The sequence below is a fragment of the Allobosea sp. R86505 genome (genome assembly GCF_042466375.1).
GTDB lineage: Bacteria > Pseudomonadota > Alphaproteobacteria > Rhizobiales > Beijerinckiaceae > Allobosea.
In genome coordinates this window covers 1042499-1066446 of the sequence record NZ_JAXHPY010000001.1, presented here as the reverse complement: position 1 = coordinate 1066446, position 23948 = coordinate 1042499, and the positions used below count along the sequence as shown (strand labels likewise).

Below are 23948 nucleotides of genomic sequence, written 5' to 3'. Positions count from 1 at the left end.
GCGGCCTCTGCATCAGGCTCCGGCGTCGTCCGGGGGCGCGGCCTTCTTCGACGAAGCCTTCCGACGCGGCTTGCGCGCAATAGGAGCCGCCCCCTCGGCCACCGCTTCGGCGGCGGGCGCCTCCGACGGCATCGGCGCCGTGACGGCAGCCTCCAGCACGGCGAGACCTCCGGCCACCGCCGGCTCATCGACCGGCTCGGGGGCCACCTCGGGTGCTTCCTCGAAGACCTCCGCCGCCGTCACGCGGTCGTCCCGCTCGTCCGCCAGCTCCGGCGCGCTGGCGAAGCCGACCGCATTGAGCGGCTTCTCCCGGCCGCGGATCGTGATCTTGAGCGCGGTGGTGCCGCGATAGCTGCGGCCGCTCGCGCGGATCGTATCCTCCGAGACCAGAATGTCGGCCAGCACCCGTCGCGTGGCAAGTTCGAGCTGCGCCGCCACCGCCACGGTCTCGCCGACCGTGATGTCGCGCCGCCCCAGGCTGTCGTTCTCGACCGCACCGGTGATCGCCTGCCCGCTATGGATGCCGATGCCGATGCGCAACGGCAGCGGCAGCGCCGCCCCAAATTCGCGGTTCAGCGCCTCGACGGCGCGGACGATGTCGGCGGCGGCCGCGATGGCCGTCTGGGCGCTGCGCGCGGGCGTGCCCTCGAGCCCGAACACCGCCATGAAGCCGTCGCCATAGAAGGCGTCGATCCGGCCGCCATGGGCGGTGATCGCCTGCGCCATCTCGTCGAAGAACCGGTTGAGGAGCCCGATCAGTTCCTGCGGCAATTGCCGCGCCGACAGGGCCGAAAAGGCGCGCAGATCGGCCACGACGACGGTAAGGCCGCGCTTGCCGATATTGCCGTCGGTCTCGATCTGGCCGGGGGTGGTCGGGTTCAGGCGCGACGCGAGCAGGATCTGCACCTGAAGATCGTCGCGCGGCCGGATCTGGCAGGCGAGTCGCACCCTGTCCGGCGCCGCAATCCGCCGCAGCAGCTTCGCCTCGTTGGGCCCCGGCGGCGGCAGGCTGTCGCCGCCATCGAGCACCAGCACGCGGCAGGTGGCGCAGCGCGCCCGCCCGCCGCAGAGCGCGGCATGGGGGATCCCGAACCGCCGGAACATCTCCAGCACCGTCGCCCCGGGAGCGAGCTTGCGCACGCCGTGGCCGACGAAGCGAACGGTGATCTGCCGCGTCGTCCGCACGCGGATCTCGCGAATGCCGACGAAGGCGACGAAACAGCCGACGAGCCCGTAGAAGACCGTCTTCGCCCAGGTCACGTTCTGGTTGAACATGACGATCTGGGCGTCCGTCGTGACCTCGGGCGCCATCGCCATCTGCCCGGCCTCGCGCCCGCCCACGGCAAAGCCGATCAGGGCCAGGATCGGGATCAGCACCGCCAGCAGCAGGAAGGGGTCGCGCCAGCGCTGGTAGCCGTCGCGCGAGCGCAGCGTGAAATGCAGCCCGATGATGCCGTGGACCCAGACCAGCAGCAGCAGGAGCGACTGCGAAGCGGCCAGCCCCGGCCACAGCCTGCGCAACACCGCCCGGTAGCTCTCGTCGAGATGGAAGAAGCTGCCCATCACGCGGGTCCCGACGATGTGGTCGATCAGGAACAGCGGGATGGCGAGACCGAGCGCGATCTGCAGCATCTCGCGCGCCGGCATCTTGAAGGTGCGCCGCTGCGCCACCCGCACCAGCGCGAAGAAGGGGTGGACGATCAGCGCCCCGTAGAGCGCCACCGTCCCGGCCCAGGAGTGCCAGAGCCAGTAGCGCCACTCCTGAACATGCTCCATCGCAGCCACGCCGGCGATGCCGGCGGCGTGATTGAGGAAATGCGTGGTCGCGAAGAAGAGCAGGATCATGCCCGAGGCAAAGCGAATATCGCGGCTCCAGGACGAAACCTGCCCCATGCCGGCGCCCATCGCCGCGCGTCGTCCCGCCGCCTGCTGCAGGCTCATGCCGAGGCCCCGATCGTCAATGCATCTTCTCCGCATGCAGCGTCATGTCGGCGAGGCGATAGAGCCGCGACGCCAGGTCTTTCGTCAGCGCGAGGCTGAAATCCGGCACCGTCTCGATCAGTTCGAAGAACAGGTCCTTCGGCAGGCGCAGCGCCGCCACATCCGTCTTCGCGGTCACCGCCCCGACGAAATTGCCCCCGGATAGGAGTGGCACGTCGCCGATAAGGCTGGTGAAGCTGAGCGGCAGCCTCGGCCCGGTGCCGTCGGGCCCGAGGTGGGAGATCTCGAGTTGGCCATGGAGGATGACGAAGACCCCGTCGGGCGCCTCACCCTCGGCGATGATCTGCATGCCCGCCTCGAAATGCAGCTTCTCGCCCATCAGCGCCACGAGCTTGAGCCGCGGCTGCGGCAGCGCCCGGAACAGGGGAAGCTGCCTCAGGCAGGCGAGGTCGGCTTCCAGTGTCATGGTCTCGCCTCCATCGGTTCGCTGCGGATGCCCTGCCCTGTCGCAGGCGGGACGAACGGCTCGTCTGCGGCCTCGTCGCCGCTTTCGATTGTCGCCGAAGGGCCATTGAAGACGATCCGGACCGGGATGTCATCGACCAGATGGGTGTCGCCGACCAGCAGGAACAGCGTCATCTCCACACAATGCGCGCGCAGCCGGGCGATCACCTGCTCGGGCTCGGGCGACGTCGCCAGGAAGGCGCCGACATCGAGGATGGCGATCTGCGGTGCCTTGATCAGGGCCTGCGCCAGCGGCACGGCGAGCTTGAGCCGTGTCGGCAGGAACCGCCCCCTGAGCCCGCAATCGGTGTTGAGGCCGATGCGGTAGAGATCCCCGTCGAGGCCGGCGCGCGCCAGCGCCTTGCGGACGATCGCCGCCACCTTCTTGCGTGCGTCGGCGATACCGTGGCCGATGCGCCCGAACATCAGATTGTCGCGCAGGCTCGCGCCCAGCATCACCTTCTCGGGGTCGTAGAAGTCGACATCCACTGCGGCATCGGCCGGGAGATGGCGCTTGAAACTCCCTCGCGCCCGCAGGATGCGCTGCTGCAGCCGCTCGTCGAGCAGGTTGAGTCGGTGCTTGGGCTCGATATAGCCCAACGCAAGGGCAACGAGGTCCCGCTCCGCCACCGCATCGAGCGGGCTGCGCATGTCGTGCTTCTCGAGCAGCGCGGCAAGCTCGGCCAGCCGGTCGAAATCGAGCCCCGATCCGAAGGAGTAACGTTCGAACAGGGCGTGGCCGTGCGGCAGGCCGGCGAAGATTTCCGCAACCGTCCCGGCGATCCGCGAACCCACCTCGACCAGTGGCTCGACCAGCGATTCGGCCTTCAGGATCGCATGGGCATAGGGTTCAAACAGGAGGGTCTCGTTGGCGAAGCGCGGCCCCGTCCGCGCGCCGAAGATCAGATTCTCGGCGATCGTGGCGTTGGCGTTGTAGCTCGCGGGATCGAAGGGCGTGATCAGTCCGGTCAGCTTGCTGTGGGCCAACTCATCTGCCACGGCCCGGCGCGCATTGACGATCTGCGCCTTCGCATCCTCGCGCAGCGAGGCGGTGACCGTGCCGTCGAGCCCCAGTTCGTAGACGTCTTCGGCGCAGCCGAGCACGTCGAGAACGGCCCTGAGCCGCGCGGCGAGCTCGGCCTCGTCGGCCACGCCGGCGCCCTCGTAATCGGTCCAGTCGGCCTCGAAGAGCAGCGGCGTGTTGCCGGAGCGGATCGACTCCACGAACTGGCGATGCTCGCTCGCCGAGAGCTTGCCTTCGGGGCGGATGTCCGGCCGCCGCCGCTTGAGAGGCAGCAGGATGTTGTCACGGATCGTACCGGCAATGATCTCCGTCTCGCTGCCGGCATAGCCGATGAGATGGCTGGCGCGCTCGACCGACATGCGCGCCAGCGGGGCGGCGTCGATCATCACGCGCCCCGAATAGGACATCGCCTGCCGCCCGAGGATACGGCCGAGGACATCGCGGCCGCCGCCCTGCGGGCCGACGACGGCGACTGCGCTCGGGCGGACCAGCCGTGCCGAGAGCGGCAGCAGCAGCGGCTGCCCGCGATTGTCGAGCATCTGGACGCTGTCGAGCCGGATCTCGCCGGTCGGAGGCAGGCGTTCGACACCACCCGGCTCGTCGAGCTGGACCGTGTCGTCCGCGTTGAACTGCGCGATGACCTGCTCGTACTTGATCGTCACGTCGTTGCGCTGCTGGTCCCAGTCGATCAGTTCCTTGATCGGCGGCGGCAGGTCGCGATAGGCGGCGATGACGGCGACGAGCTGGCCGATGTCGAGCCGCCCCTGCAGGGCGAAGAACCCGCCGATCGCGTAGAAGAAGAACGGCGTGATCTGGGCGAGCAGGTTGTTGATGAATTTGACCGCGAATTTCCGCTTGTAGAGCGCGTAGCGGATGTCGAAGAGCCGGCCGAGCCGGCCCGAAATGTCGGACTGGACATAGGTGGTCGCGCCATGGGCCTGGATGGTCGGCCCGGCATCGACGATCTCGCCGATCCGCCCCGCGAGCTGGCGTGAGGCCAGCTGGCGCTCGCGCCCCAATCGCAGCTGCTCGCGCCGCAGGATCGGCACGATGATCGCCTGGGCGAGCACGATCACCAGCGCGATCGAGCCGAGCCAGACGCTCTGCACCATGATGAAGGTCAGCGCGGTCAGGGCCTGCGTCAGCAGGAAGACGGGCTGGATGAAGGCATCGCCGACGAAGCCGCCGATCGGCTCGACCTCGTCCTTGATCATGCTGGCGACCTCGGCCGGCTTGACCGCCCGGATCTCCTCGGGACGGAACCGCATCAGCTGGCTGAACAGGTCGTAGCGCATGCGCCGCAGCATCCGCTCGCCGAGGATGCCCTTGCGGACGTTGATGACGTATTTGAACGCCCCGTTGACCAGGACGAGGAACAGGAAATAGCCGCTCAGCCCGAGCAGGAGGCCGAGCTGGCCGACCTGGAACCCCTCGAAGAGCGTGACGCTTGCCCCGCCGAGGAAGGATGGCAGGTTCAGGCCGAAATCCAGCAGGGTCGCGGTGGTCTTGCCGTCCTTGAAGGCATTGCCCTGGATCGCGTCGTTGACGATCCGCTTCGGCACGTCGAACGACGCCCAATAGAACGGGATCGAGGCCAGGATGATGAGCAGGACGATGATCTGTTCACCGCGGCTCTTCTCCCAGACATATCGGAAGAGATTGGTCTCCAACGGGTATCCTTGCCGGCGCGACGCAACGTGCGCCCGTCTCCTGACCTGCGGCCCACATATGTGGGCCAGCTACGCCCCGAGTGCAATCCGACGTCGTCCTCCGATTGCACGACGACTGCACTGCCGGGTGGCGGCCTCGCGGGGCGCACGGCCGACTGCGACCGTTGCGCCCCTGTCATCGGCGCCAGCCAACCTCCGGCGCGATGACGCATCCGCCTGAAAGCCGTTGGCAAAGCGGACCTTTCCGCGTCTAGTAACATTGTGTCGAGGTGAGGCGGCGTTGGCACGTTCTGGCGAAGGCGGCTGATGGATATTCTGCGGATCGGCGATTTGCGCATCGGCTTCACGGTTCACGGGCTCGCTCGCGACGTCGTGAAGGGCGTCAGCCTGCGCGTTCCCGCCGGCAGGACGGTCGCGCTCGTCGGGGAATCGGGCTCCGGCAAGTCGGTGATCTCGCAGGCGATCATGGGATTGCTGCCGCGCGCCGGCGCCGTCACCGGCGGCGAGATCCTGTTCCGCGATCCCGAGAAACCCGGCTCGTCGATCGACATCGCCGGCCTGCCCGCCGAGGGCAAGGAGATCCGGGCCCTGCGCGGCGGCCGCATCGGCATGATCTTCCAGGAACCGATGTCCTCGCTCTCTCCGGTCCACACCATCGGCAACCAGATCGAGGAGGCGCTGCTGCTGCATCGGCCGATGCCGAAGGGCGAGGCGCGCGGCCTGATCGAGACCATGCTCGGCCGCGTCGGCTTCAAGGACCCGGCGCGCGCCTTCGGGCTCTACCCCTTCGAACTCTCCGGCGGACTGCGCCAGCGCGCCATGCTCGCGATGGCACTGATCTGCAAGCCGGCCCTGCTGATCGCCGACGAGCCGACGACAGCGCTGGACGTCACCATCCAGGCCCAGGTGCTCGACCTGATGCGCGATCTCCAGGCCGAGATGGGCATGGCGATCCTGCTCATCACCCATGATCTCGGTGTCGTCGCCAACATGGCCGACGAGGTCGTCGTGATCTATCACGGCGAGATCATGGAGAGCGGCCCGGTGGAGGAGATCTTCCGCCGCCCGCGCCACCCCTATCTCAAGGCCCTGCTCAAGGCCTCGCCGCATTTCGACATGGCGGAGGGCGAGCGCCTCGTGGCGCTGCGGGAGGCGCGGCCCCGTCCGCCCGCCACGCCGCGCGCCACGCCGCAGCCGGGCGCCGAAGCCGCGCCGCTGCTCAGCGTGAGCGGCCTGCGCAAGGCCTACACCACGGGATCGCGCAGCTTCTTCGGCAAGGGCACCCAGCAGACCGTGCTGGCCGTCGACGATGTCAGCTTCGACATCCGGCGCGGGGAATGTCTCGGCCTCGTCGGCGAGAGCGGCTGCGGCAAGACCACGGTCAGCAAGATCGTGATGCGCGCCGTGACACCCGACGCCGGCGCCATCGTCTTCGACGACGGACGCGCGCAGATCGACGTGCTCGGGCTCGAGGGCGAGGCGCTGCGCGCCTTCCGCCCGCGCGTCCAGATGATCTTCCAGGACCCGGTCTCCTCGCTCTCACCACGCATGACCGTGATGAGCATCCTGCGCGAGCCCCTGGCGGTCCACGGCAAGGGCGGCAGCGACGAGCAGACCGCGCGCGTGCGCACGCTGATGGAGGATGTCGGGCTCGATGTCCGCTTCCTGAACCGCTACCCGCACTCCTTCTCGGGCGGGCAGCGCCAGCGCATCGGCATCGCCCGGGCGCTGGCGCTCGAACCCCGACCTGATCATCTGCGACGAGCCGGTCTCGGCCCTCGATGTCTCGGTCCAGGCCCAGATCCTCAACCTGCTCAAGGATCTCCAGGCCGAGCGCGGGCTGACCTTCCTGTTCATCTCCCACAATCTCGCGGTGGTGAACTACATGGCGGACCGGATTGCGGTGATGGCCAACGGGCGCATCGTCGAGATCGCGCCGCGGCACGCGCTGTTCAACCGCCCGGTCCATCCCTACACCAAGGCGCTGCTGCGCTCGGTGCCCTTCGCCGATCTCGACCGCAAGCTCGACTTCAAGCTCGTCGCTCCCGGCGGAGCCTCGGATTCCAGCCATTGGGGCCGGGTGTTCCGGGCCGATCCGGCCGGCGAGGCGCTGGCCCATCTGCCCCTCGGCGAGGGCCATTTCGTACTCGCCCGCCCGGGCGCCGACATGCGGGAGATGGCCTGATGAGACCGCTCCGCCCGACCCGTCGCGGCGCCCTGCTGACGGGCGCCGCCGCCCTCGCCGCGGCCGGCCTGCCGCGCCTCTCGGTGGCCGCGCCCGCCCGCCCGGCCCGGCTGATCGACAGCCCCGCTTTGGCGGAGCGCGTCGCGGCTGGCTCGCTGCCGCCGGTCGATCAGCGGGTGCCGCTCGCGCCCCGCATCGTCGATGTCTCCGGCCCGGACCGCATGCCGGGCCGGCATGGCGGCACGATGCGCATGCTGATGGGCGATCAGCGCGACATCCGCATGATGACGCTCTACGGCTACACGCGGCTCGTCGGCTATGACGAGAATCTCGACATCGCCCCGGACGTGCTCGAGAGCTACGACGTCGAGGGCGGGCGCATCTTCACGCTGCGGCTGCGGCCCGGCCATCGCTGGTCCAACGGGGCTCCGTTCACGACGGAGGACTTCCGCTACTGGTGGGTGAATGTCGCCAACAACAGCCGCCTCTCGCCGGGCGGCCCGCCTCAGGCCCTGCTCGCCGGCGGCGAGCCACCGGTCTTCGAGGTCCTCAGCGAGACGGAGGTTCGCTACAGCTGGGCGAAGCCGAACCCGATCTTCCTGCCGGCGCTCGCCGGCGCGCAGCCGACCTACATCTTCATGCCCTCGGACTATCTGAAGCAGTTCCATGTCGACTTCGCCGATCCGGTGACGCTGCGCTCGCGCGTCCGGCAGGCCCGCGTCCGCGACTGGGGGGCGTTGCACGAGCGCCTCTCGCGCACCTACCGGCCCGAGAACCCGGACCTTCCCACGCTCGATCCCTGGCGCAACACCACGCCGCTGCCGGCCGAGCAGTTCAGCTTCCAGCGCAACCCGTTCTTCCACCGGATCGACCAGAACGGCCGGCAATTGCCCTATGTCGACGAGGTCACGCTGACGGTGGGCACCCATTCGCTGGTGCCGGCCAAGACGGCCGCCGGCGAGGCCGACCTCCAGGCGCGCTATCTGCGCTTCGACAACTACACCTTCCTGAAGGACGCCTCGAAGCGGATGAACTTCGACGTGCGGCTCTGGAAGCGGGCCGAGGGCTCTTATTTCGCCCTGATGCCGAACCTGAACGCCATCGACCCCGTCTGGCGCGACCTCAACCGCGACCTGCGCTACCGCAAGGCGCTCTCCGTCGCGATCAACCGCAAGGACATCAACCAGGTCATCTTCTTCGGCCTCGCCAAGGAGAGCGGCAACACCGCCCTGCCCGAGAGCCCGCTCTATGACCCCGCCTATGCGAAGATGTGGATGCAGCACGATCCGGCCCTGGCGGAGCGGTTGCTGGACGAGGCCGGTCTGACCAAGCGCGCCGCCGACGGCATCCGCCTGCTGCCGGACGGGCGCCGGCTCGAATTCACCATCGAGACCGCCGGCGAGAGCACCGAGGAGACCGACATCCTCAACCTGATCAAGCAGGATCTCTACGCCGTCGGCATCAAGATCTACCCGCGCTCGACCCAGCGCGACGTGTTTCGCCGCCGGATCATCGCGGGGCAGACCGTGATGTCGGCCTGGGCCGGCATGGACAACGGACTGGTCGCGGCGGATATGGAGCCCGACGCCATGGCGCCGACGAGCTCGGCCCAGTTCAACTGGCCGCGCTGGGGCCAGTATCTCGAAACCGGCGGGCGCGAGGGCGAGGCGCCCGATCTGCCCGAAGCGCAGGAACTGGTCTCGCTCTACGGCGAGTGGCGCAGCAGCGCCACGCGCGAGGAGCGCCGGCGGATCTGGCGGCGCATGCTCGAGATCAACGCCGAGCAGCTGTTCGCCATCGGCGTCGTCAATGCCACGCTGCAGCCGGTCGTGGTCTCGCGCAAGCTGAAGAACGTTCCGCAAAAGGGGCTCTACAGCTTCGAGCCCGGCGCCTTCTTCGGCCGCTACATGCCCGACACCTTCTGGTTCGACACCACCGCGACCGCCGCTCTCGACAAGGCCGGGGGCTGACCATGCTGCTGAAATACATCCTCAAGCGCATCCTGGTGATGATCCCGACGCTGCTGGTCACCAGCGCGCTGATCTTCACCGTCATCAACCTGCCGGAGGGAGACTATTTCGAGACGCTGGCCGCCGAGATGCAGGCGCAAGGGGAGAAGGCCGATCTCTCCCGCATCGAATTCCTCAAGCAGGAATACGGTTTCGACCGGCCGGTGATCGAGCGTTATTTCTGGTGGGTCACCGGGCTCCTCCAGGGCGACATGGGCTACTCCTTCGAATATCAGCGCCCGGTCCGGGAGGTGGTCGGAGACCGGCTGATGCTGACGATGATCGTCTCCTTCGTGACGATCATCTTCACCTGGGTCGTCGCCTTCCCGATCGGCATCTACTCGGCGACGCATCAGTATAGCTGGGGCGATTACGGACTCACCTTCATCGGCCTGATCGGGCTGGCCGTGCCGCATTTCCTGCTGGCGCTGGTGTTCATGTATTTCGCCAATGTCTGGTTCGGCACCTCGATCGGCGGCCTCGTGGACCCGCAATATCTCAACCAGCCGATGAGCTGGGCCAAGGCCGCCTCCGTGCTGGAGCATCTCTGGATTCCGGTCATCATCATCGGCGCCGGCGGCACGGCGGGCATGATCCGCTCGGTGCGCGCCAACCTGCTCGACGAGCTCCAGAAGCAGTATTACGTCACCGCCCGCGCCAAGGGGCTGCCGCCCGGCAAGGCGCTGCGCAAATACCCGCTGCGCATGTCCCTGAACTTCTTCGTCTCCGACATCGGCGACATCCTGCCCTCGATTGTCTCCGGCGCCGAGATCGTCGCGATCGTCCTCTCGCTGCAGACGACCGGTCCGCTGCTGATCCGCGCCCTGCAGAGCCAGGACATGTACCTCGCCGGCTCCTTCCTGATGTTCCTCTCCTTCCTGACCGTGATCGGCGTGCTGATCTCGGACATCGCGCTCGCGATCCTCGATCCGCGCATCCGACTGCAGGGTGAGGCGACCAAGTGAGCCAGGCCCCGACCCCGACCCTGCCGACCAACGCGCTGCCGCAGGATGGCGCGCCGCTGCCCCATACCGCCTCCACGGCGCCCTTCGAGCCCAATGCCGTCGAGGTGATGACGCCCGAGCAGGAGCGCGTCTATCTCGCCTCGCAATGGCAGCTGATGTGGTGGAAGTTCCGCCGCCACAAGCTTGCGGTCATCTCGGGCGTCGTCATCCTCGTGATCTACGCGATGGCGATCTTCGCCGAGTTCCTGGCGCCCTATCACTACACCACGCGCAACACCGACTTCATCCGCGCGCCACGGCAGGAGGTGCACCTCTTCCACGAGGGCCGTTTCCTCGGCCCCTTCGTCTATCCCTATACCCAGCGCCTCAACATGGAGAACCTGAAGCGCGAATACGACGTCGATCGGACCCGCCCCCAGCCCCTGCGCTTCTTCTGCCGCGGCGAGGAGTACCGCTTCTGGAACCTCGTCCCGGGCAATCTCCATTTCGTCTGCCCGCCCGAGGACGGCACGCTGTTCCTGCTCGGTTCGGACCGGCTCGGCCGGGACATGCTCTCGCGCATCCTCTATGGCGGGCGCATCTCGCTCTCGATCGGACTGCTCGGGGTCTTCGTCTCCTTCGTTCTCGGCGTCATCATCGGCGGCATCGCCGGCTATTACGGCGGCAAGGTCGATCTCGTCGTCCAGCGCCTGATCGAGATCGTCCAGTCGCTGCCGCATATCCCGCTCTGGCTGGCGCTGGCGGCGATCATGCCGCCCTCCTGGAGCCCGCTGCTGGTCTATTTCGGCATCACCGTCATCCTCGGCCTGATGGACTGGACCGGGCTGGCCCGCGCCGTGCGCTCCAAGCTCCTGTCCTTGCGGGAGGAGGATTACGTCGTCGCCGCCCAGCTGATGGGTGCCAAGCCGGCGCGGATCATCGGCCTGCATCTGGTGCCGGGCTTCATGAGCCATCTCATCGCCTCGGCGACAATCACCATCCCCAAGACCATCCTCGGCGAGACGGCGCTGAGCTTCCTGGGGCTGGGCCTGCGTCCGCCGATCACCAGCTGGGGGGTGATGCTCAACGAGGCACAGAACATCAATGTCGTGGCGCTCTATCCCTGGCTGCTCTATCCCGTCGTTCCGGTGATCCTGATCATCCTGGCCTTCAACTTCCTCGGCGACGGCCTGCGCGACGCGGCCGACCCCTATCGCTGACCCCTTCTGCCAGCCCGTCCGACGCGAAGACCCGGTGCGCATCGCCTTTCACACCCCGCTCAACGCCTATGACGACGGCCGGATTTCGGGCGACCGCCGCATGGCGAGGCAACTCGTCGCGGTGCTGGAAGGCCTCGGCCACACGGTCACGCCCGGCATCGGCGCGCGCGACTTCATGCCGACGCCCGAGCCCGAGCGGCTTGCGGCCCATGAGGCCGCCGCCCTGCGGCGGGCGGAGGAACTGCTCTCGCAATGGCGCGCCGACGGCGCCGCCCCGGAGCTCTGGTTCACCTATCACAACTACTACAAGGCGCCCGATCTGCTCGGCCCGCGGATCAGCGCGCGCCTCGGCATTCCCTATGTCGTGGCCGAGGCCAGCGATGCGGAGCGACGCGCCAGCGGAGACTGGGCGCGGCACACGGCGATCGTCCGCGACGGTCTCTCGGCCGCCGCCCTGCATCTCTATTTCACCGATCGCGACCGGCAGGGGCTCGAGCCCTGGCGCACGCCCCACACCGCGCTCGTCGAGCTGCCGCCCTTCATCGCCTTCGACCGCGAGCCGCCGCACCGGACGGGCAACGGCGCCGTGCCGCGGCTGGTCACGGTCGCGATGATGCGCGAAGGCACCAAGGAGAACAGCTACCGCCGGCTCGCCCGCGCGCTGCATCATCTGGGGAGCCGGCCCTGGAGCCTGACGATCATCGGCGACGGCCGAAAGCGCCCCGAGATCGAACAGGCCTTCTCGGCCCTGCCCGAGGGGCGCATCGCCTGGCATGGCGCCGTCGCGCATGACCGCGTGGTCGCCGAACTCGCGGGCCACGATCTCTTCATCTGGCCCGGCCTGCGCGAGGCCTATGGGCTGGTCTATCTGGAGGCGCAGGCGGTCGGCCTGCCGATCGTCGCCTTCGACAGCGGCGGCGTCTCGGCGACGGTGCGCGACGGCCAGACGGCCCTGCTCGTCCCCGAGGGCGACGAGGCCGCCCTGGCCGGGGCGCTGCAGAGCCTGATCGACGATCCCGACCGTCGCGCGACGATGGGCGCGGCCGCGCGTCGCTTCGCACTGACCGAACGGACCCCTGCGGCCGCCGCCGCCATCCTCGAGACGGCGCTGGCCACGGCGCTCGCCAACCATGCCGCCCGCCGGCGGGTGGGCGCCGAGGGCAGGGCGCCATGACGCTGGAGGCGACGGACGCACTCTGGCTCCCGCTCGCGGCGGAGCTCGACCGCTGGAGCGCTGCCGGCCGAGAGGTCGTGCTCTGGTGGCGGGACGACGACGCGATCTCCGCCAGCCCGGCCCTCGACCGCCTGTCGGCCCTGTCCCGGCGCCACGGGCTGCCCGTCCTGCTCGCGGTCGTCCCCATGCTGGCGGAGCCGTCGCTGGCGGCGGCGCTCCGGCAGATGCCGTCCCTGCTGCCCTGCCAGCACGGCAGTTGGCACCACAACCATGCGCCGCAGGGTGGCAAGAAGGCCGAGTTCGGGGCCGAGCGTGCCGCTGCCGAGATCCGTCGCGAGTTGGTCGAAGCCAGGACGCGTCTCTGCGATCTGCTCGGCCCAGCGCTCCTGCCGGTCTTCGTGCCGCCCTGGAACCGGATCGACCCCGCCCACGCCGCCCTGCTGCCGGAGCTCGGCTTTCACGGCCTCTCCTGCTTCCGCGGCTACCGGCTGGAGCCGGGTGGCGGCCCGCGCCTCGTCAACACGGCGCTCGACATCATGGACTGGCGTGCGCGCCTCGGACGCCAGCCGGCCGACCTGGTCGACGAAGCCTGCCGCCTGCTGACCGCGCTGCGTGGCGGGTCGGACGACCGGGCCTCCTTCGGCCTGCTGCTCCATCACCGCGACCATGACGAGACCGCCTGGGCATTTCTCGAAGGCTTCCTGGCACGCATGACCGCCCATCCCGCCGTCGCGAACGGCGACCCGCGCCGGCTGTTTGGGCTGTAACATTCCCTTACGGCCGCCCAGCGGTTAAACTCAGGGAACCGAATCGATCTCGGAGCGTTGGTCGCCCATGAAAAAGTCGATCGCCGTCCTCGCCCTCGCCACCAGCCTCGCAGCCTGCAGCAGCCCGCCCCGCCCCCCCGTTGGGGAAATGCCCCGGGCCACCCCGACCAAGCGCATCGCCATTGTCGGCTCCGAGGTCGTCCTGCCGGACGGCTCGCGCTCGACCATGGACGCCTCGGGCGGGTTTGTTTTGCCGAATGGCGAGCGTGTCAGGCGCGATGGCCGCGGCGCGCTGGTGCTGCCGAACGGCAATCGCTGCCTGCCCGACGGAACGGGCTACGTCTGCCCCTGACCGTCCGCATGATCGATCGGCACCGATGGGCTTGGAGCGGCGTGAGGCACGCGCTATAAAAGCCGCTCGTAATCTCAGGTGCGTTCGTCCTCGACACGAGGTCGTCTGACCTATCTGCGGGGGGGCGACGCGGATATGCCTTTCAACGTCGTCGACCTCACGGGCGCCGAGCGGACTCCACGCAGCCCACACGCGCCGCGGGTGCTGATCTATAGCCACGACACGTTCGGTCTCGGCCACATCCGACGCTGCCGCGCGATCGCCAATTCGCTCGTGGCGACCTATCCTCATATATCAGTGATCATCGTCTCGGGCTCGTCGGTGATCTCGAGCTTCCAGTTCGGCGACGGCGTCGACTATGTCCGCATCCCCGGCATCGAGAAGCAGAGCGACGGGCGCTACGGTCCCCATCACCTCAATCTCGATCTCAACGACACCATCCGCCTGCGCACCGACATCATCAAGCAGGTGGTCCTTTCCTTCGATCCGGACGTCGTCATCGTCGACAAGGAGCCGATCGGCCTGCGCGGCGAACTCGTGCCGGCGCTCGACATCCTGCGCCGCCGCGGCGCCCGCATCGTGCTCGGTCTGCGCGACGTGCTCGACGAGCCGGCCAAGCTCCATGAGGAGTGGCGCCAGAGCGGTGCGCTGGACGCGCTCGGCCAGATCTATGACGACATCTTCGTCTACGGGCTGGAGAGCATCTACCAGCCGCTGGCCGGCCTGCCGAACCAGCATCTCTTCGCCCACAAGGTCCGCTACACCGGCTATCTGAAGCGCGCCGTCCCGAGCCCGATGCCGCCGACCCGCTATCCGCGGATCACCAAGGGCCCGTTCATCCTGGTGACGCCCGGCGGTGGCGGCGACGGCGCCGGCGTGATCGACTGGGTGATCTCGGCCTATGAGGCCGATCCGACGATCGAGCTCCCCGCGTTGATCGTCTTCGGCCCCTTCATGTCGCGCGAGCGCCGCAAGGATTTCGCCGAGCGGATCGCGCGCATTCCCAAGCTGGAAAGCCTCGGCTTCGAGCCGCGCCTCGAACTGCTGATGAACCGGGCCCATTGCGTGGTCGCGATGGGCGGCTACAACACCTTCTGTGAGGTGCTCTCCTTCGACAAGCCGGCTCTCATTGTCCCGCGCGTCAAGCCGCGCCTCGAACAGGCGATTCGGGCGGACCGGGCCGACCATCTCAAACTGGTCGACGTCCTGCACGATCCTCAGGAGAACGGCGAAGGCGAGCGCGACCCTCTGGTGATGGCGCGTGCCCTGCACGGCCTGCCGCGCCGCCTGCCGCCCTCCCAGGCTTTCGTGCCCAGCCTGCTCGACGGCCTGCCGACGATCAGCCGCGCTTTGGCCGACGATCTTTCGCTGCCCGTCCGAAACCGCACGGGCGCTCCCAACGCGGCGGTTGGCAGCTGACCCCTTGCCGCCATGCGCCCTTTGCAGGGCGGTGATGGACAAGCGCGATCAAAGTTCGCAATATATCAGCATCCGGACAAAAGGCCTGCGGTGGCTGCGCCTTGCCGGGGGAGACGCCCGCCATGCCCATGCTGCTGTTTCGGAACTTTCGCCTGCTCGAACCCGCGTTCGGTGAGGTCCGGGCCGGCTACGAGCTTCTGGTCGAGGGCGACACCATCCGCGAACTCTCCGACAAGCCGATCAAGGCGGACGGGGCCGACGTGGTCGATTGCGGCGGCCGCACGCTGATGCCCGGGCTGATCGACAGCCATGTCCACGTCTTCCTCTCAGAGGTCGTCATCCGCTCGATGGAGAGCATGCCGCTGACGCTGATGACGGCGCGCGCCATCGGTCTGATGAAGGGCATGATCGACCGCGGCTTCACCACGGTGCGCGACACCGGCGGGGCCGACTGGGGCATCAAGGAGGCCGTCGACAAGGGCCATGTCGCGGCGCCGCGCCTCTTCATCGCCGGCCAGGCGATCGGCCCGACCGGCGGCCACAGCGACCCGCGCCGCCGCACCGATTTCGGAACGCGCTGCCAGTGCTGCAACGCCATGGCCCATACGATGAACGTCTCCGACGGCGTCTCGGCCGTCCGCAAGTCGGTTCGCGAGCAGATGCGGCTCGGGGCCGATCACATCAAGATCATGATGTCGGGCGGCGTCGCCTCCCCTTACGACCCGCTCGATTCGCTCCAGTTCAGCCTCGACGAGGTCCGCACCGCCGTCGAGGAAGCAGCCGCCTTCGGCCGCTATGTCTGCGCCCATGCCTATACGCCGGAAGCGATCACCCGCGCTGCGCAGTGCGGCGTGCGCGCCATCGAGCACGGCAACCTGATCGACGACGCCTCCGCCAAGCTGATGGCGGAGAAGGGCATGTTCCTCACCGCCAACCTCGTCGCCTACTACGCGATGAAGGAGCGTGCCGCGGAATTCGGCATGGATGGCGACATGCTCGCCAAGAACGACCTCGTCATCGACGGTGGGCTGCGCTCACTGGAAATCTGCAAGCGCGCCGGCGTGCCCGTTGCCTATGGCTCGGATCTGCTCGGCCAGCTCCAGGTCGACCAGTCCCGCGAGTTCCTGCTGCGCCGCGAAGTGCTGTCGCCGATCGAGATCATCCGCTCGGCCACGACCGTCGGCGCGCAGCTCCTGCGCATGGAGGGCAAGCTTGGCACGCTGCGTGCTGGGGCTTATGCGGATATGATCCTGGTCGACGGCAATCCGCTCGAGGATCTCGGCCTGTTGCAGGATCAGGGTGCGCGGCTGCCGGTCATCATGAAGGGCGGCGCGTTCCACAAGAACACGCTGCAGTGAGAGCAGATTAAATGCGTAGGGAAACACGCCGTCATCCTGGACAAGCTGCGAAGCCGCGCAGCGCCGGAGAAGGCGCATGAGCGTCGCCACCCGCCCGAGCCTCGGCCGCATCGCGCTCAACGCGGCGGCGGGCCTGTCGCTGCTCTACATCCTGCTGCCGCTGATCTTCGTCACCTGGCTCGCCTTCTTCCGGCAGGAGATCCCCTCCTTCCCGCCGGAAGGCTACTCGGTGAAGTGGTTCACGGCAGCAGCCAACAACCAGCCCTTCATCAACGGCTTCCTGCTCAGCCTCCAGGTCGGCGTCGCGGCGACGCTGCTCGGCCTGCTCGTCGGCGTGCCCGCGAGCCTGGCCCTGGTGCGCCACCGCATCGTGCTGGGCCCGCTCTTCAACACGCTGCTGCTGCTGCCGCTGGTGATGCCGGGCATTGTGCTGGGCACCGCGATCTATGTCTTCCAGATCGAGACCGAGATCGCCACCGGCCTGCCGGTGATGGGCTCGCAGGGCGGGCTGATCGCGGCCCATACGCTCGTCGTCATCCCCTGGGTGGTACGCCTCGTCACCGCGAGCCTCGTCGGCTTCGACCGCACCATCGAGGAAGCCGCGCAGAACCTCGGCGCCGGCCCCTTCACCACCTTCCGGCGGGTGACCCTGCCGAGCATCCGCCCCGGCATCGTCGCGGCGGGCCTCTTCGGCTTCGTCACCTCCTTCGGCAATCTGGAGATGAGCCTGTTCCTGGTCGGACCGGGCCGCACCACCCTGCCGATCGCCATCCTGCAATATCTCGAATGGAAGATCGATCCGACCGTGGCAGCCGCATCCCTGATCCAGATCGTCCTCATCGCCGTCGCGATGATCGTCACCGACCGCTACGTCAAACTGAGCCGGGTGGTCTGACGCGATGGCACGGCTTTCGATCGAACACCTGCGCAAGACCTATGGCGACCTGACGGTCGTCAACGACGTCAACATCGACATCGCCGATGGCGAGTTCCTCGTGCTGCTGGGGCCCTCCGGCTGCGGCAAGACGACGACGCTGCGCATGGTCGCGGGCTTCATCGCCCCCAGTGCCGGCGCCATCACCATCGGCGAGCGCAGCGTCACGGCGCTGCCGCCCTGGAAGCGCAATTGCGGCCTGGTCTTCCAGAGCTATGCGCTTTTTCCGCACATGACCGTGGCCGAGAACGTCGCCTTCGGCCTCGAGATGCGCAAGATTCCGCCCGCCGACCGGGCGCCGCGCGTCGCCGAGGCGCTGCGCCTCGTGCAGCTCGCCGGCTTCGACGAGCGCTACCCGCGCCAGCTCTCGGGCGGCCAGCAGCAGCGCGTCGCGCTCGCCCGCGCGCTCGCCATGGAGCCGGACGTGCTGCTCCTCGACGAGCCGCTCTCCAATCTCGACGCCAAGCTGCGCCAGGAGGTCAGGGTCGAGATCCGCGACCTGCAGCGCAAGCTCGGCCTGACCACCATCATGGTCACGCATGACCAGGAAGAGGCGCTGACCATGGCCGACCGTCTGGTCGTCATGGAGAAGGGCGAGGTCCGCCAGATCGGCACGCAGCGCGAGCTCTATGAGCGACCCGCCGACCGATTCGTCGCCGGCTTCATCGGCCGCAGCGCCTTCCTCGACGGCGACATCGCCGCGCCCGGTCGCTTCCGGACCAAGGGCGGAGTCGCGATCGGCTGCGCGGCGGCGACCGGCACCGGCGCCGCGACGCTCGCCCTGCGGCCGGAGCGCATCGCCGTCGGCGGCGATACGGAAGGGCTTCACAACCGCTTCGAGGCGCGCGTCGAGCACGCCTCCTATCTCGGCGCGATCCTCGAGGTCGACGTCAGCCTCTCGGCGCATGACCGCATGCTGCTGCAGATCCCGAACAAGGCCGGCGTCGCCGAACCGAAGCCGGGCGAGACCATCACCATAGGCTGGGCCGAAGACGCCGGGCTCGTTTATCCGCGCGAAGCCTGATTTCAACGCTTCGACGGGCGTCCAACAGGGGAGTTACCACCATGACGACATTCGACAGACGCGATCTTCTCAAGGGCGCCGGCGCCGCCGCGCTCGCCACCGGCCTCGGCAGCCCGGCTCTCGCCCAGGCCGCCGGCAAGGTCGTCATCGGCACCTGGGGCGGCGACTATGCCCGCCTGCTGACCAAGAACATCGAGGGGCCCTTCCTCAAGCCCAAGGGCATCGAGGTCGTGCAGGATCAGGCCAGCGATGCGCCGCGCCGCGCCAAGATGGTGGCGGAGAAGCGCCTGCCGCGCGGTTCGGCCGACATCCAGGGTCTGTCGGCCGCCAACATGTACGAGATGAACGAGGCCGGGGTTCTCGAGCAGATTGACTACTCGAAGATCCCGAACGCCAAGAACCTGCTCCCGTCGATGAAATACCCGTACGGGATCGGCCAGATCTATTCCGGCAAGGTCGTCGTCTACAGTCCGAAGCTGATCACACCGGCGCCGACGAGCTTCAAGGATGCCTTCGATCCCAAGTACGGAAATAAGATTGGCATTATCGACATCCAGTATATCTACGTCTTCGTCGCCGCCTCGCTCGCCGGCACCAACGGCGCCGAGATGAACAATCTCGACAAGGCCAAGGAGGTGCTCATGGCGGCCAAGAAGGCTGGCGCTCGCGTCTACCCGACCAATGAAGCCTTCGCCCAGGCGCTGAAGACCGAGGAGATCGGCATCGGCATCATGTGGAAGGCGCGCGCTGTTCAGTGGCAGAACGCCGGCATCGCCTGCGAGGCAGCCGCTCCGAGCGAGGGCATTCCGGCGTATGTCTCCGGCTTCGCCATCGCGAAAAATGCGCCCAACAAGGACAACGCCTACGCCTATATGAACGCGATGCTGGAGAAATCCGCTCAGGAGGCCTTCGCTGTCGACATGGGCTATAATGGCACTGTCACCGGTCTCGAGATTGCGCCCGATCTGCAGAAGCGCATCGGCTTCACTGCCGAGGAGCAGAAGCGTCTCAAGGATCTCGACTATGCCTTCCTCGCCAAGAACGACTCGGCGATGAAGGAGTGGTGGGACAAGGTCTTCAAGGCGTGATGAACAGGGCTGGCACGTCATTCTCGGGCGGCGCTCCGCGCCGACCCGAGAACCTCATCACGATGAAGGCGCGGTTATTCGCGTCCGCGTCCGGAGATGCTCGGGTCGAGCCCGAGCATGACGGAGCCACGCCATGAGCACCACCGCTCCAGAACCCGTCGCGGGCGCGCGCACCGGCCTCGCCGGCCTGCTCGTCGTGCCGGCGACACTCTTCGTCGCGATCGGGCTTCTCGGCCCGATCGCAATCCTGTTCCGCTATTCGCTGAACCAGTTCATTCCCGGCCAGTTCATGGTCGACGGGCTGACGATCGAGAACTACGTCAAGTTCTTCACCGACAGCTATTACCTCACCGTGCTCGCGCGCACTGTGAAGGTCGCAGTCTTCTGCACCGTCGTTTGCCTGGTCATGGGCTTCCCCCTGGCCTATGTGCTCGCCCGCACCCAGAGCCGCTTCAAGAACCTTCTGATCATCGCCGTGGTCTTGCCGCTCTTCGTCGGCAATGCCGTCCGCGCCGCCGGCTGGATGACCGCGTTCGGCAGTCGCGGCGCACTCAACGCCTCGCTGATGGGGATGGGCCTGATCGATCAGCCGCTCGAGATCATGTACACCGAAAACGCGGTCCTCATCGGCATCATCGCGGTCAACCTGCCCTTCATGGTGCTGACCCTGCAGAGCGTCATCGAGGGCATCCCGCGCAATGTCGAGGAGGCCGCCTTCAGCCTCGGCGCCGGCCCCGCGGCGATGTTTCGCCGCGTGCTCTGGCCGCTGGCGCTGCCCGGCATTCTGGCGGGAACGATCCTGACCTTCATCCTGGCGATGAACGCCTATGCCACGCCGGTCCTGCTCGGCGGCCCGAAGTTCCAGATGATGGGCCCGCTGGTCTACGGCCAGTTCGCCCAGCAGAACAACTGGCCCTTCGGCGGCGCCATCTCCTTCATCCTGATGACCGCGACCATCCTGCTGACGGTGGCCGCCCATCTGATCGTGCAGCGGCGTTATCGGTGACCTCGCACCGGCTGCGGCCCAGCGTCACTGGCCGGCGCCGCCGCTGGCCAAGCCGACGGGGCCGCGCTAAGGGCTGAGCCATGACATTCAGCGGTTCACTCGTTCCCGTCGCCGTCGGTGCCGTCGCCGTCGTCCTCGTTCTCGGGCTCGCCAACATGCTGCGCGGCGGCAGCGCAGGCACCTCCCAGAAGCTGATGCGCCTGCGCGTCATCCTTCAGTTCGTCGCGATCCTGGTCATCCTGTTCGTGCTGTGGTGGCGCAGCGGCTGACGCCACGGCCAGACCGGCGCGATCCCCAGCATTTTCGCAAGACATTGATTCGTCAGCGGTTTTATCTGCTTGCCACCGCAACCGATCGACGCTCGCCGCAATCCCGCCATAATCCGGTCACGAGTCTTTGCGCAACCTTAAGACTGTCCCCGCCGCCAAGAAGTTCAGATCGCCCATGGTTCGCGTCGCGTTGCTGCTCCTCTCCGGCGTCCTCGCCGCCTCGCCCGTTGCGGCGCAGGCTCAGGACCTCCCGGCCGGAACTTCCAGCTACGCACCCGCCGGCACCCTCGCCCCCGCCCTCTCCTGGGAAGCCCGCATCGGCGTCGGCGCGGCCAATCCCGGCGGCCGCGAGAGCGGCCTGGCGAATTTCAGCGGCGAGATCGCGACCCCCCGGCCCTTCACCCTGAGCGACCGTTTCGCCAACGCCTTGGTGCCGCGCTTCCATCTCGGCGCCAGCGCCAATTTCAACGGCACGCGTTTCGCCTATGCCGGCGCGACCTGGACCGTCGACATCACCAGCAGGGTTTTCGTCGAGGCCAGCCTCGGTGCGGCGCTCAATGACGGCAAGACCGGCGCGATCATTCCGCAGAACCGTCTCAACCTCGGCTGCAACGGCGGCACCCGCGAGGCTGCCGCTCTCGGCGTGCGCCTCGACGACCGCTGGAGCCTGGTCGCGACGCTGGAGCATTTCAGCACCACCGGCTGCGCCGACCGCGGCCAGGCCCGCGGCCCGGCCAATATCGGCGCCCGCCTCGGCTACAGCTTCTGAGCCGGGGCGTTTCGCCGCCGCAAAAGGGGGCGAAACGCCGCTTCCGTCGGCCGCGCGGCGCGCTATAAGGCGGCCATGGTCAAGCTCAATCGAATCTACACCCGCACCGGCGACGACGGCACCACCGGCCTCGCCACCGGCCCGCGCCGGCCGAAATACGATCTCCGCGTCGCCGCCTATGGCACGATCGACGAGACCAATGCCTGCATCGGGATCGCCCGGCTTCATGCCGCCGCGGAGGATCCGGAGGTCGACGCCATGCTCGGCCGCATCAGCAACGACCTCTTCGATCTCGGCGCCGACCTGTCGACGCCCGACACCGGCGAGCCGCCGGCCTATGAGCCGCTGCGCATCGTGCCGGCCCAGGTCGATCGCATCGAGGCCGATATCGACCGCCTCAACGAGACGCTGGCCCCGCTGCGCTCCTTCGTGCTGCCCGGCGGGACGCCGGCCGCCACCCATCTGCATCTCGCTCGCACGGTCAGCCGCCGCGCCGAACGGCTGATGACGGAGCTCGCCCAGACGCCCGGCGAGATCGTCGGCCAGCCGGCCCTGCAATACGTCAACCGCCTCTCCGACTTCCTCTTCGTCGCGTCGCGCTATCTCAACGCCAGGGCCGGGGGCGACGTGCTCTGGGTGCCCGGCCAGAACCGCTAGCGACCCCGGTGTTCATCCCCTTGCATGACGGCGTGCCGCTGCGCTTCATGCGCGCGCCCTTCGTCACCCACGCCCTGATCGCGCTGTGCACCGGGCTCTATCTGCTGATCACCCTGCGCCGGGACGAAACCGCGCAGATCGCCGTCGCCGCCGGCTTCGGCCTGATCCCCTCGGTGCTCTTCGGGACGGCGCAACTGCCCACCGAATTGCTGCAGGCCCCGCCCTGGCTGACACCGCTCAGCAATGTCGTCCTGCATCTCGGCCTCGCCCATCTCATGGGCAACATGCTGTTCCTCTTCGTCTTCGGCGACAATGTCGAGGATGCGATGGGGCATGCCCGGTTCCTGCTGTTCTTCTGCCTCTGCGGCCTCGGCGGCTCCCTCACCCATGCGATGATGAACCCCGCCTCGGAGCAGCCGCTGATCGGCGCCTCGGGCGCGATATCCGGCGTCATCGCCGCCTATCTGATGCTCTATCCGCGCGTCCGCATCTGGGGTCTCGCCTTCAACTGGATCCCGCTGCGGATCACCGCCCTCTACGCGATCGTCGCCTGGATCCTGTTCCAGTTCCTTCAGGCGCTGATCGATCCGGACGGCCATGTCGGCTGGTGGGCGCATCTGGGCGGGCTCGGCACCGGCGCCGCGCTCACGCCGCTCCTGATCCATCGCCGCATGGCCCTGTTCGGCCGCGCGGCGCGCGGCTGAGGGACGCGGTTTGGGCATCGGGGATGGGCCATCCGCGGCGTTGACAAGCGCAAACGGCCGTCGTTACGGTCCCTCCGCATTCGAGCCGAGAGCCGCGATGCCGCCATCCTTCCGCCCTCTGCGGCACGGTCCGGGGTGCGGCGGGACCAGCCTCTTTTCTGAACGGTGATGACGACGATGAAGATCCTTGTGCCCGTGAAGCGGGTTGTCGACTACAACGTGAAGATCCGGGTGAAGGCCGACGGCTCGGGCGTCGAACTCGCCAACGTCAAGATGTCGATGAACCCCTTCGACGAGATCGCCGTCGAAGAGGCGCTGCGGCTCAAGGAAGCCGGCAAGGCGACCGAGGTCGTCGTGGTCTCGATCGGGCCGGCGCAGGCCGCCGAGACGATCCGCACCGGGCTGGCCATGGGCGCCGACCGCGGCATCCTCGTGAAGGTCGAGGGCACGGTCGAGCCGCTCGCCGTTGCCAAGCTCCTCAAGAAGGTCGTGGAGCAGGAGAGCCCCGGCCTTGTCATCCTCGGCAAGCAGGCGATCGACGACGACTGCAACCAGACCGGCCAGATGCTGGCGGCGCTGCTCGGCTGGCCGCAGGGCACCTTCGCTTCCAAGGTCGCGCTGGAGGCCGAGTCGGTCGACGTCACCCGCGAGGTCGATGGCGGCCTGCAGACCGTCTCGCTCAAGCTGCCGGCGATCGTCACCACCGATCTGCGCCTGAACGAGCCGCGCTACGCCTCGCTGCCCAACATCATGAAGGCCAAGAAGAAGCCGCTCGACGAGACCTCGGCCGAGACGCTCGGCGTCGACGTCGCACCCCGCCTGAAGGTGCTGAAGACCGTCGAGCCCGCCGGCCGCTCCGCCGGCATCAAGGTCGGCTCGGTCGCCGAACTCGTCTCCAAGCTCAAGAACGAAGCCGGAGTGCTTTGACAT

The 23948-nt window shown here is 67.9% G+C and carries 20 protein-coding genes and 1 pseudogene; 18 read left to right on the top strand and 3 right to left on the bottom strand.

Going from position 1 to position 23948, the window contains the following annotated elements:
• Window positions 1-12: 12 nt before the first annotated feature.
• Genes SJY11_RS05160 through SJY11_RS05150 form a run of 3 tightly spaced genes read right to left on the bottom strand, consistent with a single transcriptional unit; the run spans window position 13 to window position 5139 of the window.
• On the bottom strand, window positions 13-1941 hold the full coding sequence (locus tag SJY11_RS05160; protein ID WP_376985360.1) for an adenylate/guanylate cyclase domain-containing protein: 1929 nt from the start codon (window positions 1939-1941) through the stop codon (window positions 13-15).
• Between the two features lie 16 nt (window positions 1942-1957).
• On the bottom strand, window positions 1958-2407 hold the full coding sequence (locus SJY11_RS05155; protein ID WP_376985358.1) for a cyclic nucleotide-binding domain-containing protein: 450 nt from the start codon (window positions 2405-2407) through the stop codon (window positions 1958-1960).
• On the bottom strand, window positions 2404-5139 hold the full coding sequence (locus tag SJY11_RS05150; protein WP_376985356.1) for an ABC transporter transmembrane domain-containing protein: 2736 nt from the start codon (window positions 5137-5139) through the stop codon (window positions 2404-2406). Before SJY11_RS05150 ends, SJY11_RS05155 begins: the two co-directional genes overlap by 4 nt.
• A 306-nt stretch (window positions 5140-5445) precedes the next feature.
• On the opposite strand from SJY11_RS05150, the pseudogene SJY11_RS05145 reads away from it, so the two are divergent.
• The 18 genes and pseudogenes from SJY11_RS05145 (at window position 5446) to SJY11_RS05060 (ending at window position 23945) form a co-directional block, all read left to right on the top strand.
• Window positions 5446-7324 (top strand): annotated as a pseudogene (locus tag SJY11_RS05145) (ABC transporter ATP-binding protein).
• Window positions 7324-9294 (top strand): ABC transporter substrate-binding protein, encoded by a 1971-nt coding sequence (locus SJY11_RS05140; protein ID WP_376985355.1) that lies wholly within the window; start codon window positions 7324-7326, stop codon window positions 9292-9294. The pseudogene SJY11_RS05145 and the gene SJY11_RS05140 overlap by 1 nt, the downstream one beginning before the upstream one ends.
• Before the next feature lie 5 nt (window positions 9295-9299).
• Window positions 9300-10298, top strand: a complete 999-nt coding sequence (locus SJY11_RS05135; RefSeq protein WP_376989256.1) for an ABC transporter permease — start codon at window positions 9300-9302, stop codon at window positions 10296-10298.
• Window positions 10295-11497, top strand: a complete 1203-nt coding sequence (locus SJY11_RS05130; RefSeq protein ID WP_376985354.1) for an ABC transporter permease — start codon at window positions 10295-10297, stop codon at window positions 11495-11497. The genes SJY11_RS05135 and SJY11_RS05130 overlap by 4 nt, the downstream gene beginning before the upstream one ends.
• Before the next feature lie 34 nt (window positions 11498-11531).
• The gene (locus tag SJY11_RS05125; RefSeq protein ID WP_376985353.1) at window positions 11532-12671 is read left to right on the top strand and encodes a glycosyltransferase family 4 protein; all 1140 of its coding nucleotides are present in this window, start codon (window positions 11532-11534) and stop codon (window positions 12669-12671) included.
• Window positions 12668-13438 (top strand): polysaccharide deacetylase family protein, encoded by a 771-nt coding sequence (locus SJY11_RS05120; protein WP_376985352.1) that lies wholly within the window; start codon window positions 12668-12670, stop codon window positions 13436-13438. Before SJY11_RS05125 ends, SJY11_RS05120 begins: the two co-directional genes overlap by 4 nt.
• Window positions 13439-13505: 67 nt before the next feature.
• Complete coding sequence (locus SJY11_RS05115) at window positions 13506-13790, top strand: hypothetical protein (protein WP_326909963.1); 285 nt, start codon at window positions 13506-13508, stop codon at window positions 13788-13790.
• Between the two features lie 135 nt (window positions 13791-13925).
• Complete coding sequence (locus SJY11_RS05110; RefSeq protein ID WP_376985351.1) at window positions 13926-15209, top strand: glycosyltransferase family protein; 1284 nt, start codon at window positions 13926-13928, stop codon at window positions 15207-15209.
• 122 nt (window positions 15210-15331) lie between these two features.
• Window positions 15332-16567, top strand: coding sequence for a metal-dependent hydrolase family protein (locus SJY11_RS05105; protein ID WP_376985349.1), 1236 nt, complete (start codon window positions 15332-15334; stop codon window positions 16565-16567).
• A 76-nt stretch (window positions 16568-16643) separates the two neighbouring features.
• Window positions 16644-17462, top strand: coding sequence for an ABC transporter permease (locus tag SJY11_RS05100; RefSeq protein WP_376985347.1), 819 nt, complete (start codon window positions 16644-16646; stop codon window positions 17460-17462).
• 4 nt (window positions 17463-17466) lie between these two features.
• Complete coding sequence (locus SJY11_RS05095; RefSeq protein ID WP_376985345.1) at window positions 17467-18525, top strand: ABC transporter ATP-binding protein; 1059 nt, start codon at window positions 17467-17469, stop codon at window positions 18523-18525.
• A gap of 41 nt (window positions 18526-18566) precedes the next feature.
• Window positions 18567-19613, top strand: coding sequence for an ABC transporter substrate-binding protein (locus SJY11_RS05090; protein ID WP_376985344.1), 1047 nt, complete (start codon window positions 18567-18569; stop codon window positions 19611-19613).
• A 133-nt stretch (window positions 19614-19746) separates the two neighbouring features.
• Window positions 19747-20619: an ABC transporter permease gene (locus tag SJY11_RS05085; protein WP_376985342.1), complete on the top strand. Its 873-nt coding sequence runs from the start codon at window positions 19747-19749 to the stop codon at window positions 20617-20619.
• Window positions 20620-20699: 80 nt separating this feature from the next.
• Window positions 20700-20888 (top strand): twin transmembrane helix small protein, encoded by a 189-nt coding sequence (locus SJY11_RS05080; RefSeq protein WP_326909979.1) that lies wholly within the window; start codon window positions 20700-20702, stop codon window positions 20886-20888.
• Window positions 20889-21063: 175 nt separating this feature from the next.
• Complete coding sequence (locus SJY11_RS05075; protein WP_376985340.1) at window positions 21064-21657, top strand: acyloxyacyl hydrolase; 594 nt, start codon at window positions 21064-21066, stop codon at window positions 21655-21657.
• 75 nt (window positions 21658-21732) lie between these two features.
• A complete protein-coding gene (locus tag SJY11_RS05070; RefSeq protein ID WP_291826832.1) occupies window positions 21733-22314 on the top strand; it encodes a cob(I)yrinic acid a,c-diamide adenosyltransferase in 582 nt (193 codons plus the stop codon).
• Window positions 22315-22322: 8 nt separating this feature from the next.
• Window positions 22323-23018: a rhomboid family intramembrane serine protease gene (locus tag SJY11_RS05065; RefSeq protein WP_376985338.1), complete on the top strand. Its 696-nt coding sequence runs from the start codon at window positions 22323-22325 to the stop codon at window positions 23016-23018.
• 177 nt (window positions 23019-23195) lie between these two features.
• Window positions 23196-23945: an electron transfer flavoprotein subunit beta/FixA family protein gene (locus SJY11_RS05060; RefSeq protein WP_376985336.1), complete on the top strand. Its 750-nt coding sequence runs from the start codon at window positions 23196-23198 to the stop codon at window positions 23943-23945.
• Window positions 23946-23948: the final 3 nt, after the last annotated feature.

What these genes read in the sequence shown, in the direction of transcription:
- SJY11_RS05160 (WP_376985360.1), bottom strand. Translation starts at nt 1,941, where the DNA reads ATGAGCCTGCAGCAGGCGGCGGGACGACGCGCGGCGATGGGCGCCGGC.
- SJY11_RS05155 (WP_376985358.1), bottom strand. Translation starts at nt 2,407, where the DNA reads ATGACACTGGAAGCCGACCTCGCCTGCCTGAGGCAGCTTCCCCTGTTC.
- SJY11_RS05140 (WP_376985355.1), top strand. Translation starts at nt 7,324, where the DNA reads ATGAGACCGCTCCGCCCGACCCGTCGCGGCGCCCTGCTGACGGGCGCC.
- SJY11_RS05120 (WP_376985352.1), top strand. Translation starts at nt 12,668, where the DNA reads ATGACGCTGGAGGCGACGGACGCACTCTGGCTCCCGCTCGCGGCGGAG.
- SJY11_RS05115 (WP_326909963.1), top strand. Translation starts at nt 13,506, where the DNA reads ATGAAAAAGTCGATCGCCGTCCTCGCCCTCGCCACCAGCCTCGCAGCC.
- SJY11_RS05110 (WP_376985351.1), top strand. Translation starts at nt 13,926, where the DNA reads ATGCCTTTCAACGTCGTCGACCTCACGGGCGCCGAGCGGACTCCACGC.
- SJY11_RS05105 (WP_376985349.1), top strand. Translation starts at nt 15,332, where the DNA reads ATGCCCATGCTGCTGTTTCGGAACTTTCGCCTGCTCGAACCCGCGTTC.
- SJY11_RS05100 (WP_376985347.1), top strand. Translation starts at nt 16,644, where the DNA reads ATGAGCGTCGCCACCCGCCCGAGCCTCGGCCGCATCGCGCTCAACGCG.
- SJY11_RS05095 (WP_376985345.1), top strand. Translation starts at nt 17,467, where the DNA reads ATGGCACGGCTTTCGATCGAACACCTGCGCAAGACCTATGGCGACCTG.
- SJY11_RS05090 (WP_376985344.1), top strand. Translation starts at nt 18,567, where the DNA reads ATGACGACATTCGACAGACGCGATCTTCTCAAGGGCGCCGGCGCCGCC.
- SJY11_RS05085 (WP_376985342.1), top strand. Translation starts at nt 19,747, where the DNA reads ATGAGCACCACCGCTCCAGAACCCGTCGCGGGCGCGCGCACCGGCCTC.
- SJY11_RS05080 (WP_326909979.1), top strand. Translation starts at nt 20,700, where the DNA reads ATGACATTCAGCGGTTCACTCGTTCCCGTCGCCGTCGGTGCCGTCGCC.
- SJY11_RS05075 (WP_376985340.1), top strand. Translation starts at nt 21,064, where the DNA reads ATGGTTCGCGTCGCGTTGCTGCTCCTCTCCGGCGTCCTCGCCGCCTCG.
- SJY11_RS05070 (WP_291826832.1), top strand. Translation starts at nt 21,733, where the DNA reads ATGGTCAAGCTCAATCGAATCTACACCCGCACCGGCGACGACGGCACC.
- SJY11_RS05060 (WP_376985336.1), top strand. Translation starts at nt 23,196, where the DNA reads ATGAAGATCCTTGTGCCCGTGAAGCGGGTTGTCGACTACAACGTGAAG.